Here is a 20,085-nt window from a genome sequence, read left to right as displayed (position 1 = left end):
CCACCACCACTTCCTCGGCGCGCGTCGCCGAGGCCATGAGTTCGACTGCGCGGCCTGAGCCGCGCGCTTGCCGACGATGTCGTCGGCGATACTGACAGAGAGGTCCTCGAACATGTCCAAGAAGCCAATGTCCACCCGCAAGATGTGGTGGATCGCACTCATCTCGGGAATGGCGTCCTATATCGACGCCGCCGCGATGACCTCGAGCGGGACGGCCCTGGTGCTCCTCAAGGACACCCTGGCCCTGACCCCGGAGATCATCGGGGTGCTGTCCTCGGCGCTCACGTTCTCGGTTGCCATCGGCGCCCTCTTCGGCGGGCGCCTCGGCGATCTGCTCGGACGCAAGGCGGTCTTCATCGCGACCATGGTCATGATCGCCGCGGGTTCGGCGCTGCTGGTGTTCGTCGAGGTGTTCCCAGGGCTGCTCGCCGGCATGATCCTCGTCGGGCTCGGCGCGGGCGCTGACCTGCCGGTCTCCCTCGCGACGATCTCGGAGATGGCCAAGTCCGGACTGCGCAGCAGCATGATCGGCTTCACCCACTTCCTCTGGAAGATCGGCAGCATGGTCGCGCTCGGGCTCGCGACCATCGTCGGCAGCATGGGCCAGCTCGGGGCGCAGATCCTGTTCGGGCACATCCTCGTGGTCACCCTGCTGACGCTCGTCGCGAGGTTCGCGGTTCCGGAGTCGACGCTGTGGCTCGAGCAGCGCGAGGCGGAGAAGGCGGGTGCCACGAGCCGCTCGGATGCGGCGCTCGGGTGGAGCACGCTGAAGACGCTCCTCAGGGCGCCCTTCGCGAAGTACTTCATCGTGCTCGCCGTCTTCTACACGCTCATGAACCTCGGTTCGAACACGGTGAGCCAGTACGGGGCCTACATGTACACGGAGGTTGCCGACTCCACGGTCCAGGTCTACTCGACGGTGAAGCTCATCACCATGTTCCTCGGCGCGATCCTCGTCCTCCTGTTCATGCGGGTCGTCGGGACACGGTGGCGGATGAGCTGGTTCGTGGGAGGCGCGATCTGCACGATCACGGCCATGTGCGTTCCGCTCGTCTTCGGCGTGACTGAGTCGACGCTGAACATCATGATGTTCCTGTGGCTCATCGGCACCGTGTTCGCTGGGGAGGGCATCATGAAGATCTGGACCCAGGAGTCGTTCCCGACGCTGCTGCGTTCCTCAGCGCAGGGCGCGATCATCGCCATTGCGCGATTCGGCTCGTCGGCGCTCGTGCTCGTCACTCCGGTCGTCCTGGCGACCGGCCCTGGGGCGCTCTTCGGGTTCCTCGCTGGCTCCTGCCTCGTCGCGGTGGTCCTCGCCTTCGTGGTGTTCGCGCGCCAGCGCACGACCGTCATCGACCAGGAGGAGGCGGACGCCGCCGCCGAGCAGAGCGCATCCGCGGACCGGGCGCGCCTCGAGGTGCGGGGATGAGCGGCACGATGCAGGAGGTCGTGCAGGTGCTCCGGGGCGAGACCGGTCACGCGGCACCGCTCATGCGCTGGTGGTGGTTCTCGACGCACGTGAGCGAGGCGGCGATCGACGCCGACCTGGACGCCATGCTGGCCGCTGGGATCGGCGGGGTCGAGCTCGCATTCGTGTACCCGGTGGATGAGGGCGGGCCGCGTTTCGGTGATCCGGAGTTCCTCTCGCTCGTGGGCTTCGCCGCGCGAGGGGCGCGGCGGCGGGGGCTGCGCTTCGATCTCACGCTCGGCGCGGGATGGCCGTTCGGCGGGCCGCACGTCGACGCGTCGACGGCAGCTCGGGGGCTCCACTGGGAGCGGATCGAGCTCGCACCCGGCGCGACCGAGCTCGTCTTCCGGCCCTCGTTCGACGGTGATGCGCTGGTGAGCGCGTACGTGGGCGCCGGCTCCATCCAGGAGCTGCCCGCCGAGTGGGTGCTCGCCGAATGCGGGGAGCGCATCCACGTCCCGGCCCTGGGCGGCGGGCCGAGAGTTCTCCTGGTCGCGGTCTCTCGCCTCACCGGCCAGAACGTGAAGCGCGCGCCCCGAGGTGCTGAGGGGCTGGTGCTCGACCACTACTCGGCGGTCGCCGTGCAGGCGCACCTGGAGGCGGTCGCGACGCCACTCCTGGCCGCGGCGGGGGCCACGCGTGTGCACGCGGGGTTCTGCGACAGCTTCGAGGTGTACGAGTCCGATTGGACGACGGAGCTTCCTCGGGAGTTCCTCGCTCGACGGGGCTACGACCTGCTCCCGGAGCTCTGGCGGCTGGAGATCGACGGCGACGGCACGGCTCGGGTGCGCACCGACGTCATGACGACGCTCAGGGAGCTGTTCGAGGAGCACTTCGTGCAGGCGTTCGGAGACTGGGCGCACGGACACGGCCTGCTCTTCCGCGCGCAGTGCTACGGGGAGCCGCCCATGCTCATGAGCAGCTATCGCGACGTGGATCTCATCGAGGGCGAGGGGTGGGGATGGCGGCGATGGACGAAGAACGCGTGGGCGGTCTCCGCGGCCGGCGCCTACGGCAGGTCGCCCGTGTCCTCGGAGACGTGGACCTGGGTGCATTCACCGTCGTTCCGGGCGGGGCCGGCCGACCTGCTGGGGGAGGCCTACGAGCATCTGCTGAGTGGCGTCAACCTCCTCGTCGGCCACGGCTGGCCGCTCGGGGGAGCGCTCGGTCACGGACAGCCGGTGTTCTACGCGTCCGGTGCTCTCGACTCGAGGAACCCGTGGTGGCCGGTCGCGCGTGAGCTGTTCTCTGGGCTCGCTCGCGTGAGCGCCGTCCTCCAGCTGGGCGAGCGGATCGCGCAGGTCGCCATCTACCATCCGGTGGCCGAGCTGCTGGCGAGCGCCGAGGGGGAGCGTCCGTTCGACCTATGGCGGCAGACTCGTCGCTACGTGGACGACGAGTTCGTCTCGGCGGTGCGCACCACCGGCCTCGACTACGACCTCGTCGACGACGCGCTCCTCGAGGTCGGCGGCGCAGACCGCTTCGAGGTGCTGCTCGTGCCGGCGGGCTGCGCGCTCTCCGCCGCCGCGGCGCAGCTCCTGTCGTCGGCGGGTGTTCGCGTGGTCCACCTCTCGGCGTCCCTCGGCCAGGAGCGGCGGGCAGAGATCCGCGCCGCCGTGCACGGGATGGTCCCGCCGCTCGCGACGAGCGCACCGGACACCGTCGGGGTCACGACCCGCCAGCTCGAGGGCTCGCGCATCTCCCTGCTGGTGAACACCGGGGAGCGTTCGGCCGACGTCGTGTTGAGAGCCTGCGACGACAGCACGCTCACCGTGTGGGACGCCGTCTCCGGGCGGAGACGAGCGGTGGTGCGGGACGACGCCAGCCGTACCGTGCGCCTCGGGTCCTACGAGGCCGTGCTCGTCGGCCAGACTCGGGGAGAGGGGCCGGTGGGCGTCGACGAGCTGGAGACGACCGGCCCGGTGCTGGGCCACGGCCACGAGGAGCCCCTCGCGGCAGGCTGGTTCGTGCGCACATCCAGCGGACGTCGGCCCGTCACGCTGCCCCACACGTGGGAGGACGACCCGGAGGTCGCCCACGACGACGAGCAGCTGGTGTACGAGACGACGGTGGAGCTCGAGCGCCCCGCCTCCGCTGCCCTCGACTTCGGCGACGCCAACGTGCCCGAGGTCAGGGCCGAGCGTCGGGAGAACTCCTTCGCGCTCCCGGCTGACCCGCCTGTCGGCGCGGCTGCGAGCGTCGAGGTGGACGGCCTGCCCGTGGGGAGCGTCTGGCGGGCGCCCTACTCCGTCCAGCTCGGACGGCTCGCCGTGGGGCGCCACACGATCACGGTGACGGTCTCCGCGCTCGGGGTTCGAGGGGCCGCGGCGCGGGCGATCGATGGGACGAGCCCCGCGGCGCGAGCCGCGAACGGCGTCAGGTTCCGAGTGCAGGATGCGAGCCGAAGGCGGGACGGGGTGCGCTCCGGCATCCTCCGGGTGCCGACGCTGCGGCTCAGCGCTGACTGACGCGCGTCGGACGCACACCGTCGGAGACGCGCCCCGAGGAGCTTCCTCCTCGAGGCCCCCGCCCGCCCCGCACGGCGTCCGGGCGAGGGATGGCACGATGTGTGCATGAGCATGACGCGCGCCGAGGAGATCGCCAAGGTCCTGGCTGACCGCATCGTCGAGGGAAGCATCGCTCCCGGCGACCGGCTGCCGAGCGAGGGCGGCCTCGTCGAGGAGTTCGGGGCAAGCCGGAGCGTCGTCCGCGAAGCGCTGCACCGCCTGCAGTCGCGCGGCCTCGTGCGCACGCGGGTGGGATCGGGAAGCTACGCCCTCACCCCTCCCGTCGCGACGACTGGCGACGACTGGCTGGGCGCGCACTCCGAAGCGGAGCGCGCAGAGCTCCACGCCTTCCGAATCGCCGTGGAGGTCGAGGCCGCCGCGCTCGCGGCCCGCTCCCCGTCAGCGCAGGAGATCGCCGAGATCGACGCGGCCCTCGCCTCCCTCGCGAAGGCGAGCTTGCCGAGCGAGACCGTCGACGCGGACTTCGCCTTCCACCGTGCGATCGCAGCCGCGTCCGGCAACCGCTACTTCCTGACGGCCCTCGACCGGATGGGCGCGCGCGCCATCATCCTGCCTCCCGCGCGCATCTCCGACGTGGACCGCAACGCGGCCGAGGCCGCCGCCGTGCTCGCCGAGCACCGGGCTGTCGCCGACGCCATCCGCCTCGCCGACCCCGTCGCTGCCGCAGCGGCAGTGCGCACCCACCTCGCGGCGTCCACCGCGCGCCGAGCCGCCCGCGGCACCGGCTCCTGACTCCTCGCTGACTACCCCGGCGTGCTGACGGGGGCCATCAGCTGCGGCCCCGTGCTAGACACCCGACCCACCTCGGGGCCGACCTCGTGCATGGCGAGCGTCGACGCCAGCTCGACACCCGCCTGGCTCGCCTCGTCGAGCAGCCCCTGCGTGCCCACCACCGACTGGTCGAGCCACGCATCCCAGAGCGCGCGCGGCAGCATGAGCGGCATGCGGTCATGGATGCTCGCCAGCTCACCCGTCGACCCCCGCGTCAGGATCGTCGTCGTCAGCAGCCACCTGGACGGATCATCGCCGGGCTTCGTGGGGTCCGCCCACCAGGAGTACAGGCCAGCGAACGCGATGAGCTCGTCGTCGTGCTCCGGGTGGATGAAGAACGGCGTCTTCGACCCGGACTTCGTGCCATCTGCCTTCTTGCGCCACTCGTAGTAGCCGACAGCGGGCACGATCGCTCGCCGCTGCTTCACCGGCCCACGGAACGTCGGCTTCTCCAGCACCGTCTCGATGCGCGCATTGAACGCCTTTGACGAGAAGCTCGGATCCTTCGCGAACGGCGGCAGCAGCCCCCACCTCGCACGCTCGACGCGGCGAACCGCGGCCCCACCGCCCTTGGGCTCGGGCTCCACCACCACGGGGACCGGGTCGGTCGGGGGAGTGTTGAACGACGGCTCCGGCAGATCAGCGCCGAGGGCCTCGATATCGAAGAGCGCCTCGACGTGCTCGACTGCTGGGGTGACATAGCGACCGCACATGGCCCAACGCTACGACAGCGCCGCCCACGGCGCGCGCTGCAAGCTTCGGATTCTCTGTACGCTCAGTGCATGGTTAAGCAGCGCAGCGCCCTCGACAGCATCCCCGCCTACAAGCAGGGTGCCATGCCGAGCACCAGCGACGTCGTCAAGCTCTCCTCCAACGAGAACCCGTTCCCGCCGCTCGCCTCCGTGCGCGCCGCCGTTGCCGAAGAGTTCGAGCGCATCCACCTCTACCCGTCCATGGCGGCACCGGAGCTCACCTCGCGCGTCGCGACGCTCCAGGGCGTCGAACCCGAGAACATCGTCTTCGGAGCAGGCTCCGTCGAGGTGGCCACACAGCTCGTCCAGGCCAGCGCGGGACAAGGCGACGAGGTCATGTTCGCCTGGCGCAGCTTCGAGGCGTACCCGATCATCGCGATCGGCGCAGGAGCGACGCCGGTGCAGGTGCCCCTCACCGCCGACGAGCGCCACGACCTCGACGCCATGGTCGACGCCATCACCGACCGCACCGCGATCATCTTCGTCTGCAACCCCAACAACCCCACGGGAGCGACCCTCACACACGCCGAGGTCCGTGCATTCATCACGCGCGTCCCCAGCGACGTGCTCGTCGTCATCGACGAGGCCTACGAGCACTTCAACCGCGACGCGGAGACCGCCATCGGCATCGACCTCTACCGGGAGTTCCCCAACGTCGCCGTCTTGCACACCTTCTCCAAGGCCTACGGCCTCGCAGGACTCCGCATCGGCTATGCCGTCGCCCAGGCAGACGTCGCAGCCAACCTCCGCAAGGTCTCCGTGCCCTTCGCGGTCTCCGCCCTCGCCCAGACCGCCGCCCTCGCCTCCCTCGACGCCGAAGCCGAGCTCGGTGAGCGCATCGACGACATCGTCAGCGAACGCGCCCGCGTCACCGAGGAGCTCCGGGCCCAGGGCTGGAACGTGGGCGAATCCCAGGCGAACTTCGTCTGGCTCAGGCTCGGCGACGACACCGAGCTCATCGACGCCGCACTCACCCGCTCCGGCGTGCTCGCCCGCGCCTTCCCCGGCGAAGGCATCCGCATCACCATCGGCTCGCCGGAAGCCAACCGCCGCGCACTCGCCGCGCTCGCGGGAGTCAGACAGGAGGCGACACGATGAGCACCTGGCGCATCCGCGATTTCCAGCCGACGGACATGGACGCGCTGCTCCGCCTCTGGGAGCAGCACCGCCGCTCCGGCACGGAGCCCGTGTACGGCCTCAGCGAGGTCATCGCCTCGACCCGCAAGGACACCGCCGTCGTCGCGGTCGCCGGCGAGAAGATCGTCGGCGTCGCGGTTGCGCGGGCGGCCCACGACCAGGGCTGGATCGTGTTCTTCGGGACCGAAGACGAATGGCGCCGCCGCGGAATCGGCGGAGCGCTGCTCGCCTCCCTCGAGCAGCGGATGGCCCAGCACGGGCTGCAGAAGCTCACGATCCTCGTTCCTGACGAGCAGACGCAGGTGGGGGCGCTCACGAAGGCAGGGTTCGCCGACAAACGCCACCTGCGCTACTTCGAACGTGAGATCCGCGTCAAGCAGCAGGAGATGGTGGCCCTTCGCGAGCTTGGCGGCCGCATCCTGCCTTCCGACCGCTGGGACGCGATCGGCGGCATGCAGCACGAGAAGGACGTGCTCGAGCGACGACTCGTGCTGCCGCTCAGCGACCCCGACCTCGCCGAGGAGTACGGCGTCGTGCCGCCTCGCGCGATCGTGCTCTTCGGCCCTCCGGGCACGGGCAAGACGACCTTCGCGAAGGGCATCGCCTCCCGTCTCGGCTGGCCGTTCGTCGAGGTCTTCCCGTCCCGCCTGTCGGCGTCGCCGCGTGGCCTCGCCGGCGAGCTGCGCGAGACGTTCGAGCAGGTCGAGTCGCTCGAGCATGCCGTCGTCTTCATCGACGAGGTCGAGGAGATCGCGTCGCACCGAGGCGGGGAGCCGCCGTCGCCCACGCAGGGCGTCACCAACGAGCTCCTGAAGATCATCCCAGCCTTCCGGGAGAAGCCAGGGCGGCTCCTCATCTGCGCCACCAACTTCATCCGCGCCCTCGACCAGGCGTTCCTTCGCCACGGCCGCTTCGACTACGTCATCCCCATCGGGCTGCCGGATGCCGCCGCGCGCCGCGCGATCTGGGAGCGGTACGTGCCCGAGTCGGTGAGCGACTCCGTCGACGTCCCCGCGCTTGTCGAGCAGACGAGCGGATACTCGCCCGCCGACATCGAGTTCGCGGCACGCCGCGCCTCGCAGGTCGCGCTCGAGCGTGCCGTCGCCGCGCGTAACTCCGGCGACGTGGTGCCGCTCGGCCCCACCACCGACGACTTCCTCGCCGCCATCTCCTCGACGCGAACGACCGTGTCGAGTGAGGTCGAGCGCGAGTTCGAGGAGGACATCTCGGCGATCGCCCGCGTGTAGCGGGGCTCGGCTGTCCAACATCAGTGCAGAACGGCGTCGAAGGCCGCGGTTCCGGCGCTATCGGCCGAATATCGCACCGAAGTTGGACAGCGGCCGGCCGCGGACCGCGCGTTCAAGCGAAGAAGAGGGGCCGGATGCGATGCATCCGGCCCCTCTTCTGTGCAGCTGAGGCTAGGCCTTCTTGGCTGCGCTCGCTTCGTCGTCGGAGGTGATGTCGAAGTCGTCGACCTCGTCATCGCCGGCCGGGTCGAGCTCTGCTTCGACCTCGTCGAGGTCGTCGTCCTCGTCGGAGTCCTCGAGCTCGCTCTCGATCTCGTCGATCCACTCGTCGAGGAGGTCTTCTGCGGCTTCGTCGTCGGAGGCGGACTGCACCTCGAGGGTGCCGTCGCCCCACAGACGGGAGGAGACGCGGACGTCGTCGGTGTCCTCGACGGCGTCGTGTGCCTCCGACTCGAACTCGTTGGCGATCTTCGCCGCTTCGTCTTCGGATTCGGCTTCGATGACGAGCGCCGAGACGACCTCGTATTTCAAGAGCACGGCGTAGGTAGGCATGGGGCGACTCCTCGTGACTGCGAGCGCACCGCTCGCAGAATGAAGGTACTCGTGACCGAGCGCCCAGACAAGCTGAGGCCGGTGCGTCGCGGATGACACCTTGGTGAAGAGTTTCCCGCGTCTCGGCGCTCGACGTAGGCTCGCGTCATGCCACTCGACGCGCCTGCCCCCCTCGATGCGACCGCCAGTGCACGCGGCGGCGCGGCCAAGCGGTCTCCGCTCGCCGTCGCCGTCGCCGTCGCCGTCGCCGTCGCCCAGTACGCCCCGGGCTCGGATCTCGCGGAGAACGAGCGGCTGCTGCGCGAGAACGTCGCTCTCGCGGCGGACCGCGGGGCCCAGCTGGTCGTCGTGCCCGAGTACGCGAGCTTCTTCCTGCCGGAGCTCGGGCCGGAGTTCGTGCGGAACGCGCAGGACCTCGATGGGCCCTTCGTCTCGCTCATGCGCTCGCTTGCGGCAGAGCACGGCGTGACGATCGTCGCGGGGCTCGTGGCGACGTCGGAGGACCCGCAGCGCTTCGCCAACACGCTGGTCGCCGTCGATGCCACGGGCGAGGTCGTCGCCCAGTACCGCAAGGTGCATCTCTACGACGCGTTCGGGGCGAAGGAGAGCGACTGGGTCGTGGCCGGCGATACGGCCGCGCCGCAGACGTTCGTGGTCGGCGGCGTCCGGGTCGGGTTGCAGACCTGCTACGACCTTCGGTTCCCCGAGGTCTCGAGGACCCTCGTGGATGCGGGGGCCGAGCTCATCGCGATCCCCGCGGAATGGGTGCGCGGACCGTTGAAGGAGCATCACTGGACGACCCTGCTCGCGGCCCGCGCCATCGAGAACACGGTCTACTTTGCTGCGGCCGACCATCCAGCCCCCATCGGCGTCGGCCACAGCGCCGTCATCGACCCCAGGGGTGCGACGATCGCGGGCGGGGGCATCGAGGCTGGGCTTTCCATCGGCTGGGTGTCGCTCGAGGTGCTCGACTCGGTTCGCGAGCAGAACCCGGCGCTCGAGCTCCGGAGGTACCGGGTCGTGCCGGTGGAGGCAGCGCCGACGGACTGAGCCGCTACCGGCTGAGCTCGCCCAGCCGGTCGAGCCTGCGCATGCCCTCATCGAGCACCTCGTCGCTCTTGCAGAACGCGAAGCGGACCAGCGAGCGGTAGTCGCCCTGCCGCTCCGGGGTGCACAGCGCGGCGACGGGGATGCCGACCACCCCGATCTCGCGCGGCAGCCGCCGGCAGAGCTCGGTCGCATCCGTGTACCCGATGCTCGCCGCGTCGGCGATCGCGAAGTAGCCGGATGCCGGAGTCGCCGTCTCCAAGCCGCGGCTGCGCAGCGCGGTCACGAGCAGGTCGCGCTTGGCCCGGAGGCGCTGGCGTTCCTCGTCGAAACGACGCTCCGGGAGTCTCAGCCCGACAGCGACGGCTGGCTGGAACGGCCCGCTGCCGACGTAGCTGAGGTACTGCTTCACCGCGAGCACGGCCTCGATGAGGGCGGCGGGCCCGGTGACCCAGCCGACTTTCCAGCCGGTCACGCTGAAGGTCTTGCCTGCCGAGCCGATGCTGAGCGTGCGCGACGCCGCCCCCGGGAGGCTGGCGATGGCGACATGCGCCCCGTCGAAGACGAGGTGCTCGTAGACCTCGTCGGTGACGATGATCGCGTCGTGGCGCGCGGCGAGGTCCACGATGAGCTGGAGCGTCTCGCGGGGGAGCACGGCACCCGTCGGGTTGTGCGGCGTGTTGACGATGATGAGGCGGGTCCGGTCGGAGACCGCGCGCCGCAGCTCATCGTGATCTGGCCGGAACGCGGGCCACCTGAGCGGGACGGTCACGAGGCGGGCATCGGCGAGCCGAGCGAGCGCCCCATACGCGTCGTAGTGGGGTTCGAGGACCACGATGTCCTCGCCAGGCTCGACGAGCCCGAGCACCGTCGCGGCGAGTGCCTCGGTGGCGCCGACCGTGACGAGGACTTCCCGGTCGGGGTCGAGCGTGACGCCGTGGAACCGCAGCTGGTGCTCGGCGATCGCGGCGCGCAGATCTGCGGTCCCCCGGGGCGGCGGGTACTGGTTCTCGCCGCGCGCGATCGCCTCGATCGCCGCATCCAGCAGCTCCCGCGGCCCGGCGTAGTCCGGGAACCCCTGCCCCAGATTCACCGATCCCGTGGTGCGGGCGAGCTCGGTCATCTCGCCGAAGACCGTGCCCTGCAGTTCGCCACTCGGGGAGAGGAGGCCAGCCCCCTGGGCCGCCCGGAGCCATGGTCCGTCTCTGCGCATGCATCCAGTCTGTCACCGGCCGAGTCACGATCGAATCTCGAACCGCGACGTGCCGCCGAAACCAGAGCGATCGCTCCGTTCGCTCCCTAGACTTGCGCCACGGATGCGCCCCGACGCATCGAGAGAACGTCAGGATCCTCATGCTCGACTCATCACCCGCTGCGGGCGCCGACGCGAACAGCGCGCAGACCCAGTCGAGCGCTGCGCGGGCCGAGGAGCACGGCCGCCACCGAGCCGGGGCCCACCTGCACTCCATCCACGACGATGCACCCGTGATCAGCCGGCGCACCGGCCTCCTCGTCGTCGCGGGCATCGCAGTGGTCGCGGCGGTCGTCGGCGGGCTGAGCGGGGCGCTCATCACGGCGAATGTGCTCAACCAGCCCAACCAGGACGCCCAGCGTCTCACGCAGCCGCTCGGCTCCCCGAGCGAGCCGACCGCCCCGCTGCCGGGAGAGGCCAGCGCGGCGATCGTCGGGGCCGCCCCGAGCGTGGTCACGCTCACGGTCTCGACGCCGACTCGCACCGAGACGGGGTCTGGCGTCATCTACTCGGGCGACGGCCTGGTCATCACCAACGCCCACGTCGTGACGCTCGACGGCACGGTCTCGGATGCGCAGATCACGGCGACCACCAGCGACGGCCGCGTCTTCACGACCACTCGGGTCGGCTTGGACGTGCTCGCCGACGTCGCGGTGCTGCGGCTGACCGACGCCAGCGGACTCCAACCCGCCTCCTTCGCCGACTCCGACCAGATCGTGGTCGGCCAGTCCACGATCGTGCTCGGGGCTCCGCTCGGGCTCGCCGGCACCGCGACGACGGGTGTGGTGTCCGCCGTCAACCGCAGCATCGAGATCGCGTCGGCCGCGGTGCCGCCGACGGTCGACGAGAACGCCGCCACCGATTCGCCCCTCAGCTCCACCACCGATCCGGGCAAGAGCATCGTCCAGCTTCCCGTCATCCAGACGGACGCCGCCATCAACCCGGGCAACTCTGGCGGTGCCATGCTGAACGCGAACGGCGAGGTCATCGGCATCAACGTGGCGATCGCGGGCACCAAGTCCGGTGGCCAGGGGCAGGCCGCCTCGAGCGGCAGCATCGGCCTCGGCTTCGCGCTGCCCGCGAACTACGCCGTCCAGATCGCCGCACAGCTCGCGGCCGGGCAGACGCCGTCGCACGGCGCGCTCGGGGCGACGGTGCGCAACGCGGCGACCGTCGCGACGAGCAGCCAGAGCATCGTGGGCGCCTACGTCGACAGCGTCGTGGAGAACGGCGCCGCCTCGATCGCGGGCCTCAGCAGGGGAGACATCGTCACGTACATCGGCACGGTCCCCGTGTCGAACGCCAACGACCTCATCGCGCACGTCCGCGTCTACGAGGCGGGGGAGGTGGCCACGCTCACCGTCGTCCGCCAGGGCGAGGTGATCGAGGTCGAGGTGTCCCTCGACGCGGCGGCCTAGGCGGACTCCCTAGGAGACCCCGTCGGTCTCCTTGCCCTTGCCCCGCGTGAGCGCGAGGGGCACCCGGAAGAAGCTGAACGGCCCGCGCGTCAGCGCCTTGTGGTCGTCGCCGTCGTCCGGCTTGGAGCTGGCGAACTGCGGGTGCAACTCGATGGGGAAGCTCGCGGGGGCCACACCGAACGCCTCGCGGGACGTGCGCACGACCTCGTTGCTGAGTATCCGGTTGCCGGCACCCCCGATGACGGCGCCGATACCGAACGGCACGAGCCGCCCGACCGTGCTCGCCGACTGGCGAACGACGAAGCGCTTGAGGAACATCGACTGGATGCGCCCGGACAGCTCGCCGACCATCGCCCGCGGGAGCCGCTTCGTCACGATCTCGCCCCAGAACACCTGCTTCGCCGGGCCCTTGCCGAAGGCCTGACCCGCGAACTGCTGGATGAGGTTCTTGCTGGCCTTGCCGAGCATGAGGGACTGGATGAGGGTCCGCGCGCGCACGGGATCGGAGATGGGGAGTCCGTGGATCTCGGCGACCGCCTGGCCGAACAGGGAGGTCATCTCGAGGAAGCCAGCGGTCTCGACACCCGTCACGGCGAGGGACGCCGCCGTGCCGACGCCCGGCACCATCGCGGCGGCGCCAGCTGCGCCCCCGCTCACGGTCGTCGCGTTGAGGTACTGCTGCTCGATCTTCTTGATGAGCTCGCTCGGGGTCGCATCCGGGTACTTTCCGCGGAGGATGCGGATCTGTCGCAGCACGATCGGGCGCTGGATGGCCATGAGTCGGTCGAGCCAGATCTTGTCCTGCTCTCCGGCTGCCGCAGCCTGCTGCTCGTCGCGCGGCGGCAACGGGGCGTAGCTCGCCGCGTCGGCACCTTCGTTGACGCGCGGAGTGCTGGAATCTGACACTGGACCTCCTCGTGATGGCACGGCCGAGCGCGGAGCGCATGGCGACGCGAGCAGTGTATGAGGACACGCCTGGGTGGAGCTTGGAGTCGCAGGGGCGGCGCGGCACGCCGGATCGTTGGTACGGTTGAGCGATGTCTTCGAAGAGCTCAGACGTCGGCGATGGCGCCGCCGACGATGTGAACGAGAGTGCTGCCAGCCCAGACGTACCGGAGGGCGACGCGAGTCGACCCCAGGCGATCATGGTCGAGGCGATCGTCGTCGACGACAGCGTGACCGCTTCATCGCTCGCAGAGGAGGAGGCCGCGGCGCAGGAGTCCGGCCTTCCCGCTGCCGTCAGGAACCCGGTGCTGGGTGCCGCGACGGCAGAGGGCCTCTCGACGATGACGCCCGTCACGCGTGTCACCGAGGCACCCGACCGTGAACTCGGCGACACCGTGCTGTCCGTCACCGGCCTCACGAAGCGCTTCGGTGCGGACGTCGCCGTCAACGACGTCACCTTCGAGGTCCGTCGTGGCTCCTTCACGGGCATCGTCGGACCGAACGGTGCCGGCAAGACGACGACCCTGTCGATGGCGACGGGGCTGCTCAAGCCGACGAGCGGCACCGTCGAGGTGCTCGGCCTCGACGTGTGGAAGAACCCGAAGGCCGCGCATCCCCACATCGGCATCCTCCCGGACCGGCTGCGTCTCTTCGACCAGCTCACGGGCGGACAGCTCCTCTACTACTCGGGACTCCTCCGCGGCCTCTCGCCCGCGGACTCGCGGTCGCGAACCGAGTCGCTCGTGCATGCCTTCGAGCTCGAGTCGGCCGCCAACCGCCTCGTCGTCGACTACTCGGCGGGCATGACGAAGAAGATCTCGCTCGCCGCCGCTCTCATCCACTCGCCGGAGCTGCTGGTGCTCGACGAGCCGTTCGACACGATCGACCCGGTGTCGGCGGGGCAGCTCATCGACATCCTGCTCGAGTACGTGCAGCGCGGGGGAACGGTGCTGCTCTCGAGCCACAGCATGGACCTCGTGCAGCGCGTCTGCGACCACGTCGCCGTGATCGTTCGTGGCGAGCTTCTCGCTTCCGGCACGGTGAGCGAAGTGCGCGGCAACATCACACTCGAAGAACGCTTCCGCGACCTCGTGCGCGGCACGCCACAGATGGAGGGGCTCGATTGGCTGGACATCTCCTTCAACTGAAGCTGCAGTCGATCCGCAACGGCGCTCGGCGCGACTCGCAGCATCGGGGGGCATGGATCGGCACGCTCCTGCTGTCGATCCTCGCCGCCGTCTTCGCCCTGTTCGCGGTCCTGTCGCTGCTCGACTCCGACATCGAGGCGAAACGCGAGGGGGCCATCATCGCTGGCTCGCTCGTGACCATCGCGACCGGGCTCGTGAGCGTGTTCGTGACGCCGATCGCCGCGATCGATCCGCGCTCGCTCGCCGTCATGGGCTTCTCGCCCCGGCGGTCGGCCTGGCTGGCGCTCGGCACGGCGTTTGTCAGCGTGCCGTCGTTCGCGATCACGATCGTCCTGCTGGCAGGGCTCCTGCTCTGGACCGGCGACTCGACAGGCCTGCTCGTCGCCATCGTCGGCGCCGCGCTGGTCCTCGCGACGCTCGTCGTGCTGTCGCGCCTCGCTGGCCTCGTCGGTGAGGACCTGCGGGCCAGGCGGCTCGTGAGCGACGCCCGCGCAGCGCTTGTCCTCGTGCTCCTGCTCCTCGCGTCGCCCATCGTGTTCGTCGCTGTGTCCGTCGACTGGCAGCTGGGTGAGCACGAAGCCGTCAGCGCCGCGCTCGAGGTGCTCTCGCTCTCTCCCATCGCGGCCCCGTGGGCGGCAGCGGCGAGTGCGACAGGCGGAGACCTGCAGCTCGCCTTCGGGAAGCTCGGCATCGGTGCGGTCACGCTCGTCGTGCTGCTCGTGCTCTGGCAGGTCGTCGCCGGCCGAGTCGCCTCCGCTGCGCTCGGCGGCGACGAGACCGAGCTCGTCGATCTCGGCGCGTTCGGCGCCTTCGGCCGCTCGCCTGCGCTTGTCGTGGCGGCGCGGACGGTCACGTACTGGATGCGCGACCCGCGGTACGTCGTCGTCAACGTCTCGATCATCCTCATCCCGCTGCTCGCCCTGATCCCGCTGGCGGTCGTCGGCGTCGAGCCGCGGCACCTGGCGCTGCTTCCCTTGCCGCTGCTGGCGTTCTTCATCGGGTGGACCCTCCACAACGATCTCGCCTTCGACGGCTCTGCGGTGTGGATGCACGTGACGAGCGGCATGTCCGGGCTCTCCGACCGCTTCGGTCGCGCCCTCCCGACGCTCGTCTTCGGCACGGTGGTCGTCGTGCTCGGCGCACTCGTGACCTGGCTCATCGTGGGCGAGTGGGGCACGATCCTCGCCCTCGTCGGCCTGTCGCTCGGCTTGCTCTTCGCGGCGACGGGCTTCTCGAGCATCGGCAGCGTGCTGCACCCGTATCCGGTGGCGCGACCGGGCGACTCGCCGTTCAGCCAGCCCGTGCGGTCTTGGGGATCCGGCGTGTTCTGGCACCCCACGACCGGCTTCATCGCGATCCTCCTCATGGGCCCGTCCGTCTACGCGGGCCTCGTCGCCCTCAACGGCGGCGAGTCCTGGTGGAACTTCGTCGCCCTCGGCTGGGGTGTCGTGGTGGGGCTCATCGTCCTCATCGTGGGCTTGAACGCGGGCGCCAGGCAGTTCGAGCGCCGCTCCAGCGAGATCATGGCGTTCGCGCAGAGCGCGTAGCCATCCGGTGGGGCCCGCGGTTTGCGTTCTAAGATGATCGGCATGACGTTCTCCAGCACCCCAACGGGCCCCGGCGGGCCAGACGAGACCGGCGGCGGCACGGCGATCCTCGATCGCGAGCTCGAGCAGCTCCTCAACGAGGAGCAGACCGACGACCCGGGCGATCACGACAAGTTCTCGCACTACGTGCGCAAGGAGAAGATCCTCGAGTCGGCGGTGACGGGCAAGCCGGTGCGCGCGCTATGCGGCAAGAAGTGGCTGCCGAACAGCAACCCCGACCGCTTCCCCGTCTGCCCGAACTGCAAGGCGGTGTACGACAAGATGAAGGGCTGAGCCGCGCATCCACCGGATGCACGAGGCTCACCCGCACGCGCGACGGCCGCGAACCCGAGATGGGTTCGCGGCCGTTGTGCTGTCCGGCGTCGAGGTGCCGGGTGGGGCTGTCAGACCCAGACGGTCTCGCGGCCGTCCTGCTCGACGAAGACCGTCGGGAGGGCGGCCTCGCCCGCGTGGAGGCGGAGCGCGCCGATCGGCAGTTCGTCGATGGCGGTGCGGTGGTGCTCTCGGGCGCTCTGCACGCCAGCCTGGCCCGTGTACTCCTCGTTGATGACACCGTCGACGACGAGGTCGACGAGCAGCGAGCGGTCGCTCTTGTCGGAGACAGGGGGAGCGCCGATGCCGACGACCTCGGCCTCGGCGATCCCGTGCTCGTCGCGGCGGCGGACGGGGAACTTCTCGCCGCCCACGCTGACCTTGCCCGTGGAACGCTTGGCGACCGACACCCACTCGCCGTCCTCGCCGCGGCGGGCGACGAGCTTGTAGACCATGCCGGAGGCGACGGAGCCCGAGCCAGTGACGACGCTCGTGCCGACGCCGAACGAGTCGACGGGGCTCGCACCGAGTCCCGCGATGGCGAACTCATCGAGGTCGTTCGTGACCGTGATGCTGGTCGCGGTGTTGCCGAGCTCGTCGAGCTGCGCGCGCACCTCCGCGACGAGCGTCGGCAGGTCGCCGGAGTCGAGGCGCACGCCGCCCAGCTCTCGGCCGGCGACCTCGACCGCGAGGCGCACGCCCTCGCGAACGTCGTACGTGTCGACGAGCAGCGTCGTGCCGGCACCGAGGGTGGCGACCTGCGAGGCGAACGCCTCGCGCTCGGAGTCGTGCAGCAGGGTGAACGAGTGCGCGGCGGTTCCCATCGTCGGCACACCCCAGCTGCGTCCGGCCTCCAGGTTGCTCGTGGCCTTGAATCCGGCGATGTAGGCGGCGCGGGCCGCCGCGACCGCCGAGCGCTCACCGGTGCGGCGCGAGCCCATCTCGGCAAGCGGTCGGCCCCGGGCGACGGAGACCATGCGCGCGGCGGCGGAGGCGACCGCGCAGTCGTAGTTGTAGATGCTCAGCAGGAGCGTCTCGAGGATGACGCCCTCGGCGAAGGTCGAGCGAACCTCGAGGATGGGGGAGCCGGGGAAGTAGATCTCGCCCTCGCGGTAGCCGCGGATGGTGCCAGAGAAGCGGTAGTCCGCGAGCCAGTCGAGGGTCTTGGGGGAGACGATCGAGTGCTCGCGGAGGTGCGCCAGCTCGGCGTCCCCGAAGCGGAAGTCGCGCAGCAGCTCGAGCGCGCGCCCGACCCCCGCCACGACTCCGTAGCGGCGCCCGCTCGGCAGGCGCCTCCCGAAGAGCTCGAAGACGCTGTCACGATCGGCGGTGCCGGCGTTGACCGCGGCATCGATCATCGTGAACTCGTACTGGTCGGTGAGGAAGCCGGTAGACGGCCGTTCGGAAGTCACCGCCCCAGCCTAGGCGCAGCCGCGGGGCGCGCAAGGGTGCTCGGCGTGCGCATCCGCCCCAACTGATGCCTGGGAGTAGACTCGGCACTCATGAGCGAGGCACCGATCGGCGTATTTGACTCTGGTGTCGGCGGGCTGACGGTCGCGAGGGAGATCCGGGCGCAGCTGCCGGGGGAGTCGCTCCTCTACGTCGGAGACACCGAGCACACGCCGTATGGCCCGAAGCCGATCGCCGACGTCAGGCGTCTGTCGCTCGCGGTCCTCGACGAGCTCGTCGAGCAGGACGTCAAGATGCTCGTCATCGCCTGCAACACCGCGTCTGCCGCGGTGCTGCGGGATGCGCGTGAACGCTACGACGTGCCGGTCGTGGAGGTCATCGCGCCGGCCGTGCGAGCTGCCGTGAGCGCGACGCACAACAACCGCATCGGGGTGCTCTGCACCGAGGCGACCCTGTCATCACGTGCGTACGACGACGCTTTCGCGGCGGCCCCCCACCTCGAGATCTTCTCGCAGGCCTGCCCGCTGTTCGTGGAGTACGTGGAGCGAGGCGACACGACGAGCCCAGAGCTGGTGCAGCATGCCGAGGAGTATCTGGCGCCGATCAAGGCGGCTGGCGTCGACACCGTCGTCCTCGGCTGCACGCACTATCCGTTCCTGAAGGGCGTGCTCGGCTACGTGCTCGGCCCGGACGTCCGCCTCGTCTCGAGCGACGTGGAGACGGCACAGGACGTGTACCGCGTGCTCGCCTCGAACGGCCTCCTCAACGCCAGCGGGCGAGCCCCGCAGTACTCCTACCGGGCGACGGGCGAGAACACGGAGGCGTTCGTGAACCTCGCCGGTCGCTTCCTCGGCCCCGACGTGCGCCACGTGGAGCGACTCATGACGGAGGCCATCAACCTGCCGCCGTCGATGCGCCGACCCTGACGCGCCGCGCCCCGATTTCCAGCACCGCATCCGACCCCTTGGAGGGACCAATGACCGAAGCACGCGCAGACGGCCGCACCCACGACCAGCTTCGCCCCGTGACGATCGAGAAGGGCTGGAGCGAGCAGGCCGAGGGCTCGGCCCTCATCTCGTTCGGGAAGACGAAGGTGCTGTGCACCGCCTCGTTCACGCCCGGCGTGCCGCGCTGGCTCAAGGGGCAGGGCAAGGGCTGGGTCACGGCCGAGTACGCGATGCTCCCGCGCGCCACGAACGACCGCAACAGCCGTGAGTCCGTGAAGGGCAAGATCGGCGGGCGCACGCACGAGATCTCCCGCCTTGTCGGCCGCTCGCTGCGCGCGGCCGTCGACATGTCGGCGCTCGGCGAGAACACGATCGTCATCGACTGCGACGTGCTGCAGGCCGACGGCGGCACGCGCACCGCGGCGATCACTGGCGCCTACGTGGCGCTGGCCCAGTCGATCGAGTGGGCGAAGGCCAACAAGCACGTGCCGGCGAAGGCGAACGTGCTCACGCGCTCGGTTGCCGCGATCTCGGTGGGCATCGTCGACGGCGTCCCGCTGCTCGACCTGGCCTACGTCGAGGACGTCCGCGCCGGCACGGACATGAACGTCGTCGCGACGGGCGACGGCAAGCTCATCGAGGTGCAGGGCACCGCCGAGGGCGCGCCGTTCGACCGCGAGGAGCTCGACCGTCTCCTCGATATCGCCCTCGCGGGCACGGCGACGCTCACGGAGCTGCAGAACGAGGCGCTCAAGGCATGAGCGAGCCGGTCCGGGTTGTCCTCGCCTCCCACAACGCGCACAAGCTGATCGAGCTGCGACGCATCCTGGGCGCGCAGCTCGACGGCCTCGAGCTCGTCGCCTACGACGGCCCCGAGCCGCGCGAGACCGGTCTCAGCTTCGAGAGCAACGCGCTCCTCAAGGCACGCGCCGCGGCAGAGCACACGGGGCTCCCGGCGCTGGCCGACGATTCGGGCATCTCGGTGGACGTGCTCGGCGGCTCGCCCGGCATCTTCTCCGCCCGCTGGTCCGGGCCCGCGAAGGACGCGAAGGAGAACCTCGAGCTGCTGCTGTGGCAGCTGAGCGACGTGTCGCATCCGAACCGCGCGGCGCAGTTCGTCGCGGCAGCCGCGCTGGTCGTGCCGGCGTCTGCATCGGCGACGGGCGAGGAGCTGAGCGAGGCCGTGCTCGGCGTGTGGCCCGGCCGCATCCTCGAGCAGCGGAGCGGGGACCACGGGTTCGGCTACGACCCCATCTTCCAGCCCGACGGCGCCGAAGGCTCAGCCGCTGACCTCACGGACGCCGAGAAGGACGCCTCGAGCCACCGCCGCCGCGCGTTCGACGCGCTCGCGCCGAAGCTGCGCGCGGCCCTCGGCCTGTAGCCCCGCGAACCGCTTCGGGATGGGTTCCTCGTTTCCGGATGGAAAGCAACCCATCCGGAAGCGCGAAGCCCATCCCGAGGTTGGGCTTTTCGCTTCCCGGGTCCACTACGCGACCGCGTCCGCGTGCCGGAGCCGCACGTGCATCACGCCCTGAGCTCCCCGC

18 protein-coding genes are annotated in these 20,085 nt (G+C 70.3%); 13 read left to right on the top strand and 5 right to left on the bottom strand.

Annotated features, from left to right (window positions below; translation table 11 throughout):
• The first annotated feature begins 112 nt into the window (after positions 1-112).
• The 3 genes from C5B99_RS09920 (at position 113) to C5B99_RS09910 (ending at position 4,728) form a co-directional block, all read left to right on the top strand.
• Complete coding sequence (locus C5B99_RS09920; RefSeq protein WP_181057787.1) at positions 113-1,429, top strand: MFS transporter; 1,317 nt, start codon at positions 113-115, stop codon at positions 1,427-1,429.
• On the top strand, positions 1,426-3,936 hold the full coding sequence (locus C5B99_RS09915) for a glycosyl hydrolase (RefSeq protein ID WP_104241565.1): 2,511 nt from the start codon (positions 1,426-1,428) through the stop codon (positions 3,934-3,936). Before C5B99_RS09920 ends, C5B99_RS09915 begins: the two co-directional genes overlap by 4 nt.
• A 105-nt stretch (positions 3,937-4,041) precedes the next feature.
• The gene (locus C5B99_RS09910) at positions 4,042-4,728 is read left to right on the top strand and encodes a FadR/GntR family transcriptional regulator (RefSeq protein WP_104241564.1); all 687 of its coding nucleotides are present in this window, start codon (positions 4,042-4,044) and stop codon (positions 4,726-4,728) included.
• 11 nt (positions 4,729-4,739) lie between these two features.
• On the opposite strand, the gene C5B99_RS09905 is transcribed toward C5B99_RS09910, so the two are convergent.
• Positions 4,740-5,480 (bottom strand): SOS response-associated peptidase, encoded by a 741-nt coding sequence (locus tag C5B99_RS09905; RefSeq protein WP_104241563.1) that lies wholly within the window; start codon positions 5,478-5,480, stop codon positions 4,740-4,742.
• A gap of 69 nt (positions 5,481-5,549) precedes the next feature.
• On the opposite strand from C5B99_RS09905, the gene hisC reads away from it, so the two are divergent.
• Positions 5,550-6,617 carry a histidinol-phosphate transaminase gene (gene hisC / locus C5B99_RS09900; RefSeq protein WP_104241562.1) on the top strand — a complete coding sequence of 356 codons (1,068 nt, stop codon included), beginning with the start codon at positions 5,550-5,552 and terminating at the stop codon, positions 6,615-6,617.
• A complete protein-coding gene (locus tag C5B99_RS09895; RefSeq protein WP_104241561.1) occupies positions 6,614-7,903 on the top strand; it encodes an ATP-binding protein in 1,290 nt (429 codons plus the stop codon). Before hisC ends, C5B99_RS09895 begins: the two co-directional genes overlap by 4 nt.
• A 171-nt stretch (positions 7,904-8,074) precedes the next feature.
• Here C5B99_RS09895 and C5B99_RS09890 read toward each other — a convergent pair whose 3' ends face one another.
• Positions 8,075-8,455 carry a hypothetical protein gene (locus tag C5B99_RS09890; protein WP_104241560.1) on the bottom strand — a complete coding sequence of 127 codons (381 nt, stop codon included), beginning with the start codon at positions 8,453-8,455 and terminating at the stop codon, positions 8,075-8,077.
• A 147-nt stretch (positions 8,456-8,602) separates the two neighbouring features.
• On the opposite strand from C5B99_RS09890, the gene C5B99_RS09885 reads away from it, so the two are divergent.
• Positions 8,603-9,505: a carbon-nitrogen hydrolase family protein gene (locus C5B99_RS09885; protein ID WP_104241559.1), complete on the top strand. Its 903-nt coding sequence runs from the start codon at positions 8,603-8,605 to the stop codon at positions 9,503-9,505.
• A 4-nt stretch (positions 9,506-9,509) separates the two neighbouring features.
• Here the strand turns inward: C5B99_RS09885 and C5B99_RS09880 are convergent, their stop codons facing one another.
• Complete coding sequence (locus C5B99_RS09880; protein ID WP_104241558.1) at positions 9,510-10,715, bottom strand: aminotransferase class I/II-fold pyridoxal phosphate-dependent enzyme; 1,206 nt, start codon at positions 10,713-10,715, stop codon at positions 9,510-9,512.
• A gap of 140 nt (positions 10,716-10,855) precedes the next feature.
• Between C5B99_RS09880 and C5B99_RS09875 the strand changes: the two genes are divergently transcribed.
• Positions 10,856-12,172 (top strand): S1C family serine protease, encoded by a 1,317-nt coding sequence (locus tag C5B99_RS09875; RefSeq protein WP_181064980.1) that lies wholly within the window; start codon positions 10,856-10,858, stop codon positions 12,170-12,172.
• 9 nt (positions 12,173-12,181) lie between these two features.
• Here C5B99_RS09875 and C5B99_RS09870 read toward each other — a convergent pair whose 3' ends face one another.
• A complete protein-coding gene (locus tag C5B99_RS09870) occupies positions 12,182-13,078 on the bottom strand; it encodes a hypothetical protein (RefSeq protein ID WP_104241556.1) in 897 nt (298 codons plus the stop codon).
• Positions 13,079-13,209: 131 nt separating this feature from the next.
• Between C5B99_RS09870 and C5B99_RS09865 the strand changes: the two genes are divergently transcribed.
• Genes C5B99_RS09865 through C5B99_RS09855 form a run of 3 tightly spaced genes read left to right on the top strand, consistent with a single transcriptional unit; the run spans position 13,210 to position 16,145 of the window.
• On the top strand, positions 13,210-14,265 hold the full coding sequence (locus C5B99_RS09865) for an ABC transporter ATP-binding protein (RefSeq protein WP_308471423.1): 1,056 nt from the start codon (positions 13,210-13,212) through the stop codon (positions 14,263-14,265).
• Complete coding sequence (locus C5B99_RS09860) at positions 14,241-15,812, top strand: hypothetical protein (protein WP_104241555.1); 1,572 nt, start codon at positions 14,241-14,243, stop codon at positions 15,810-15,812. Before C5B99_RS09865 ends, C5B99_RS09860 begins: the two co-directional genes overlap by 25 nt.
• A 42-nt stretch (positions 15,813-15,854) precedes the next feature.
• Positions 15,855-16,145 (top strand): DUF3039 domain-containing protein, encoded by a 291-nt coding sequence (locus C5B99_RS09855; protein WP_104242105.1) that lies wholly within the window; start codon positions 15,855-15,857, stop codon positions 16,143-16,145.
• A 110-nt stretch (positions 16,146-16,255) separates the two neighbouring features.
• Here the strand turns inward: C5B99_RS09855 and C5B99_RS09850 are convergent, their stop codons facing one another.
• Positions 16,256-17,596, bottom strand: coding sequence for a nicotinate phosphoribosyltransferase (locus C5B99_RS09850; protein WP_104241554.1), 1,341 nt, complete (start codon positions 17,594-17,596; stop codon positions 16,256-16,258).
• A 90-nt stretch (positions 17,597-17,686) separates the two neighbouring features.
• On the opposite strand from C5B99_RS09850, the gene murI reads away from it, so the two are divergent.
• From murI to rdgB, 3 genes are read left to right on the top strand one after another with little or no spacing between them, the layout of a single operon-like run.
• Complete coding sequence (gene murI / locus C5B99_RS09845; protein WP_104241553.1) at positions 17,687-18,520, top strand: glutamate racemase; 834 nt, start codon at positions 17,687-17,689, stop codon at positions 18,518-18,520.
• A 50-nt stretch (positions 18,521-18,570) separates the two neighbouring features.
• Positions 18,571-19,302, top strand: a complete 732-nt coding sequence (gene rph / locus C5B99_RS09840; RefSeq protein WP_104241552.1) for a ribonuclease PH — start codon at positions 18,571-18,573, stop codon at positions 19,300-19,302.
• Entirely contained in the window at positions 19,299-19,922 is a 624-nt protein-coding gene (gene rdgB, locus C5B99_RS09835) for an RdgB/HAM1 family non-canonical purine NTP pyrophosphatase (RefSeq protein WP_104241551.1), read from the top strand. Before rph ends, rdgB begins: the two co-directional genes overlap by 4 nt.
• The last annotated feature ends 163 nt before the right edge of the window (positions 19,923-20,085 follow it).

Origin of the sequence: Pseudoclavibacter sp. Z016 (assembly GCF_002931215.1) — a bacterium.
Lineage (GTDB): Bacteria > Actinomycetota > Actinomycetes > Actinomycetales > Microbacteriaceae > Pseudoclavibacter.
Note: the sequence above shows the minus strand (reverse complement) of the source record. Positions and strands in the feature narration are given on the sequence as shown.

Coding starts and splice junctions, on each gene's coding strand:
- hisC (WP_104241562.1), top strand. CDS start 5,550: ATGGTTAAGCAGCGCAGCGCCCTCGACAGCATCCCCGCCTACAAGCAG.
- murI (WP_104241553.1), top strand. CDS start 17,687: ATGAGCGAGGCACCGATCGGCGTATTTGACTCTGGTGTCGGCGGGCTG.
- C5B99_RS09895 (WP_104241561.1), top strand. CDS start 6,614: ATGAGCACCTGGCGCATCCGCGATTTCCAGCCGACGGACATGGACGCG.
- C5B99_RS09920 (WP_181057787.1), top strand. CDS start 113: ATGTCCAAGAAGCCAATGTCCACCCGCAAGATGTGGTGGATCGCACTC.
- rph (WP_104241552.1), top strand. CDS start 18,571: ATGACCGAAGCACGCGCAGACGGCCGCACCCACGACCAGCTTCGCCCC.
- C5B99_RS09905 (WP_104241563.1), bottom strand. CDS start 5,480: ATGTGCGGTCGCTATGTCACCCCAGCAGTCGAGCACGTCGAGGCGCTC.
- C5B99_RS09890 (WP_104241560.1), bottom strand. CDS start 8,455: ATGCCTACCTACGCCGTGCTCTTGAAATACGAGGTCGTCTCGGCGCTC.
- C5B99_RS09885 (WP_104241559.1), top strand. CDS start 8,603: ATGCCACTCGACGCGCCTGCCCCCCTCGATGCGACCGCCAGTGCACGC.
- C5B99_RS09855 (WP_104242105.1), top strand. CDS start 15,855: ATGACGTTCTCCAGCACCCCAACGGGCCCCGGCGGGCCAGACGAGACC.
- rdgB (WP_104241551.1), top strand. CDS start 19,299: ATGAGCGAGCCGGTCCGGGTTGTCCTCGCCTCCCACAACGCGCACAAG.
- C5B99_RS09880 (WP_104241558.1), bottom strand. CDS start 10,715: ATGCGCAGAGACGGACCATGGCTCCGGGCGGCCCAGGGGGCTGGCCTC.
- C5B99_RS09865 (WP_308471423.1), top strand. CDS start 13,210: ATGTCTTCGAAGAGCTCAGACGTCGGCGATGGCGCCGCCGACGATGTG.
- C5B99_RS09910 (WP_104241564.1), top strand. CDS start 4,042: ATGAGCATGACGCGCGCCGAGGAGATCGCCAAGGTCCTGGCTGACCGC.
- C5B99_RS09915 (WP_104241565.1), top strand. CDS start 1,426: ATGAGCGGCACGATGCAGGAGGTCGTGCAGGTGCTCCGGGGCGAGACC.
- C5B99_RS09875 (WP_181064980.1), top strand. CDS start 10,856: ATGCTCGACTCATCACCCGCTGCGGGCGCCGACGCGAACAGCGCGCAG.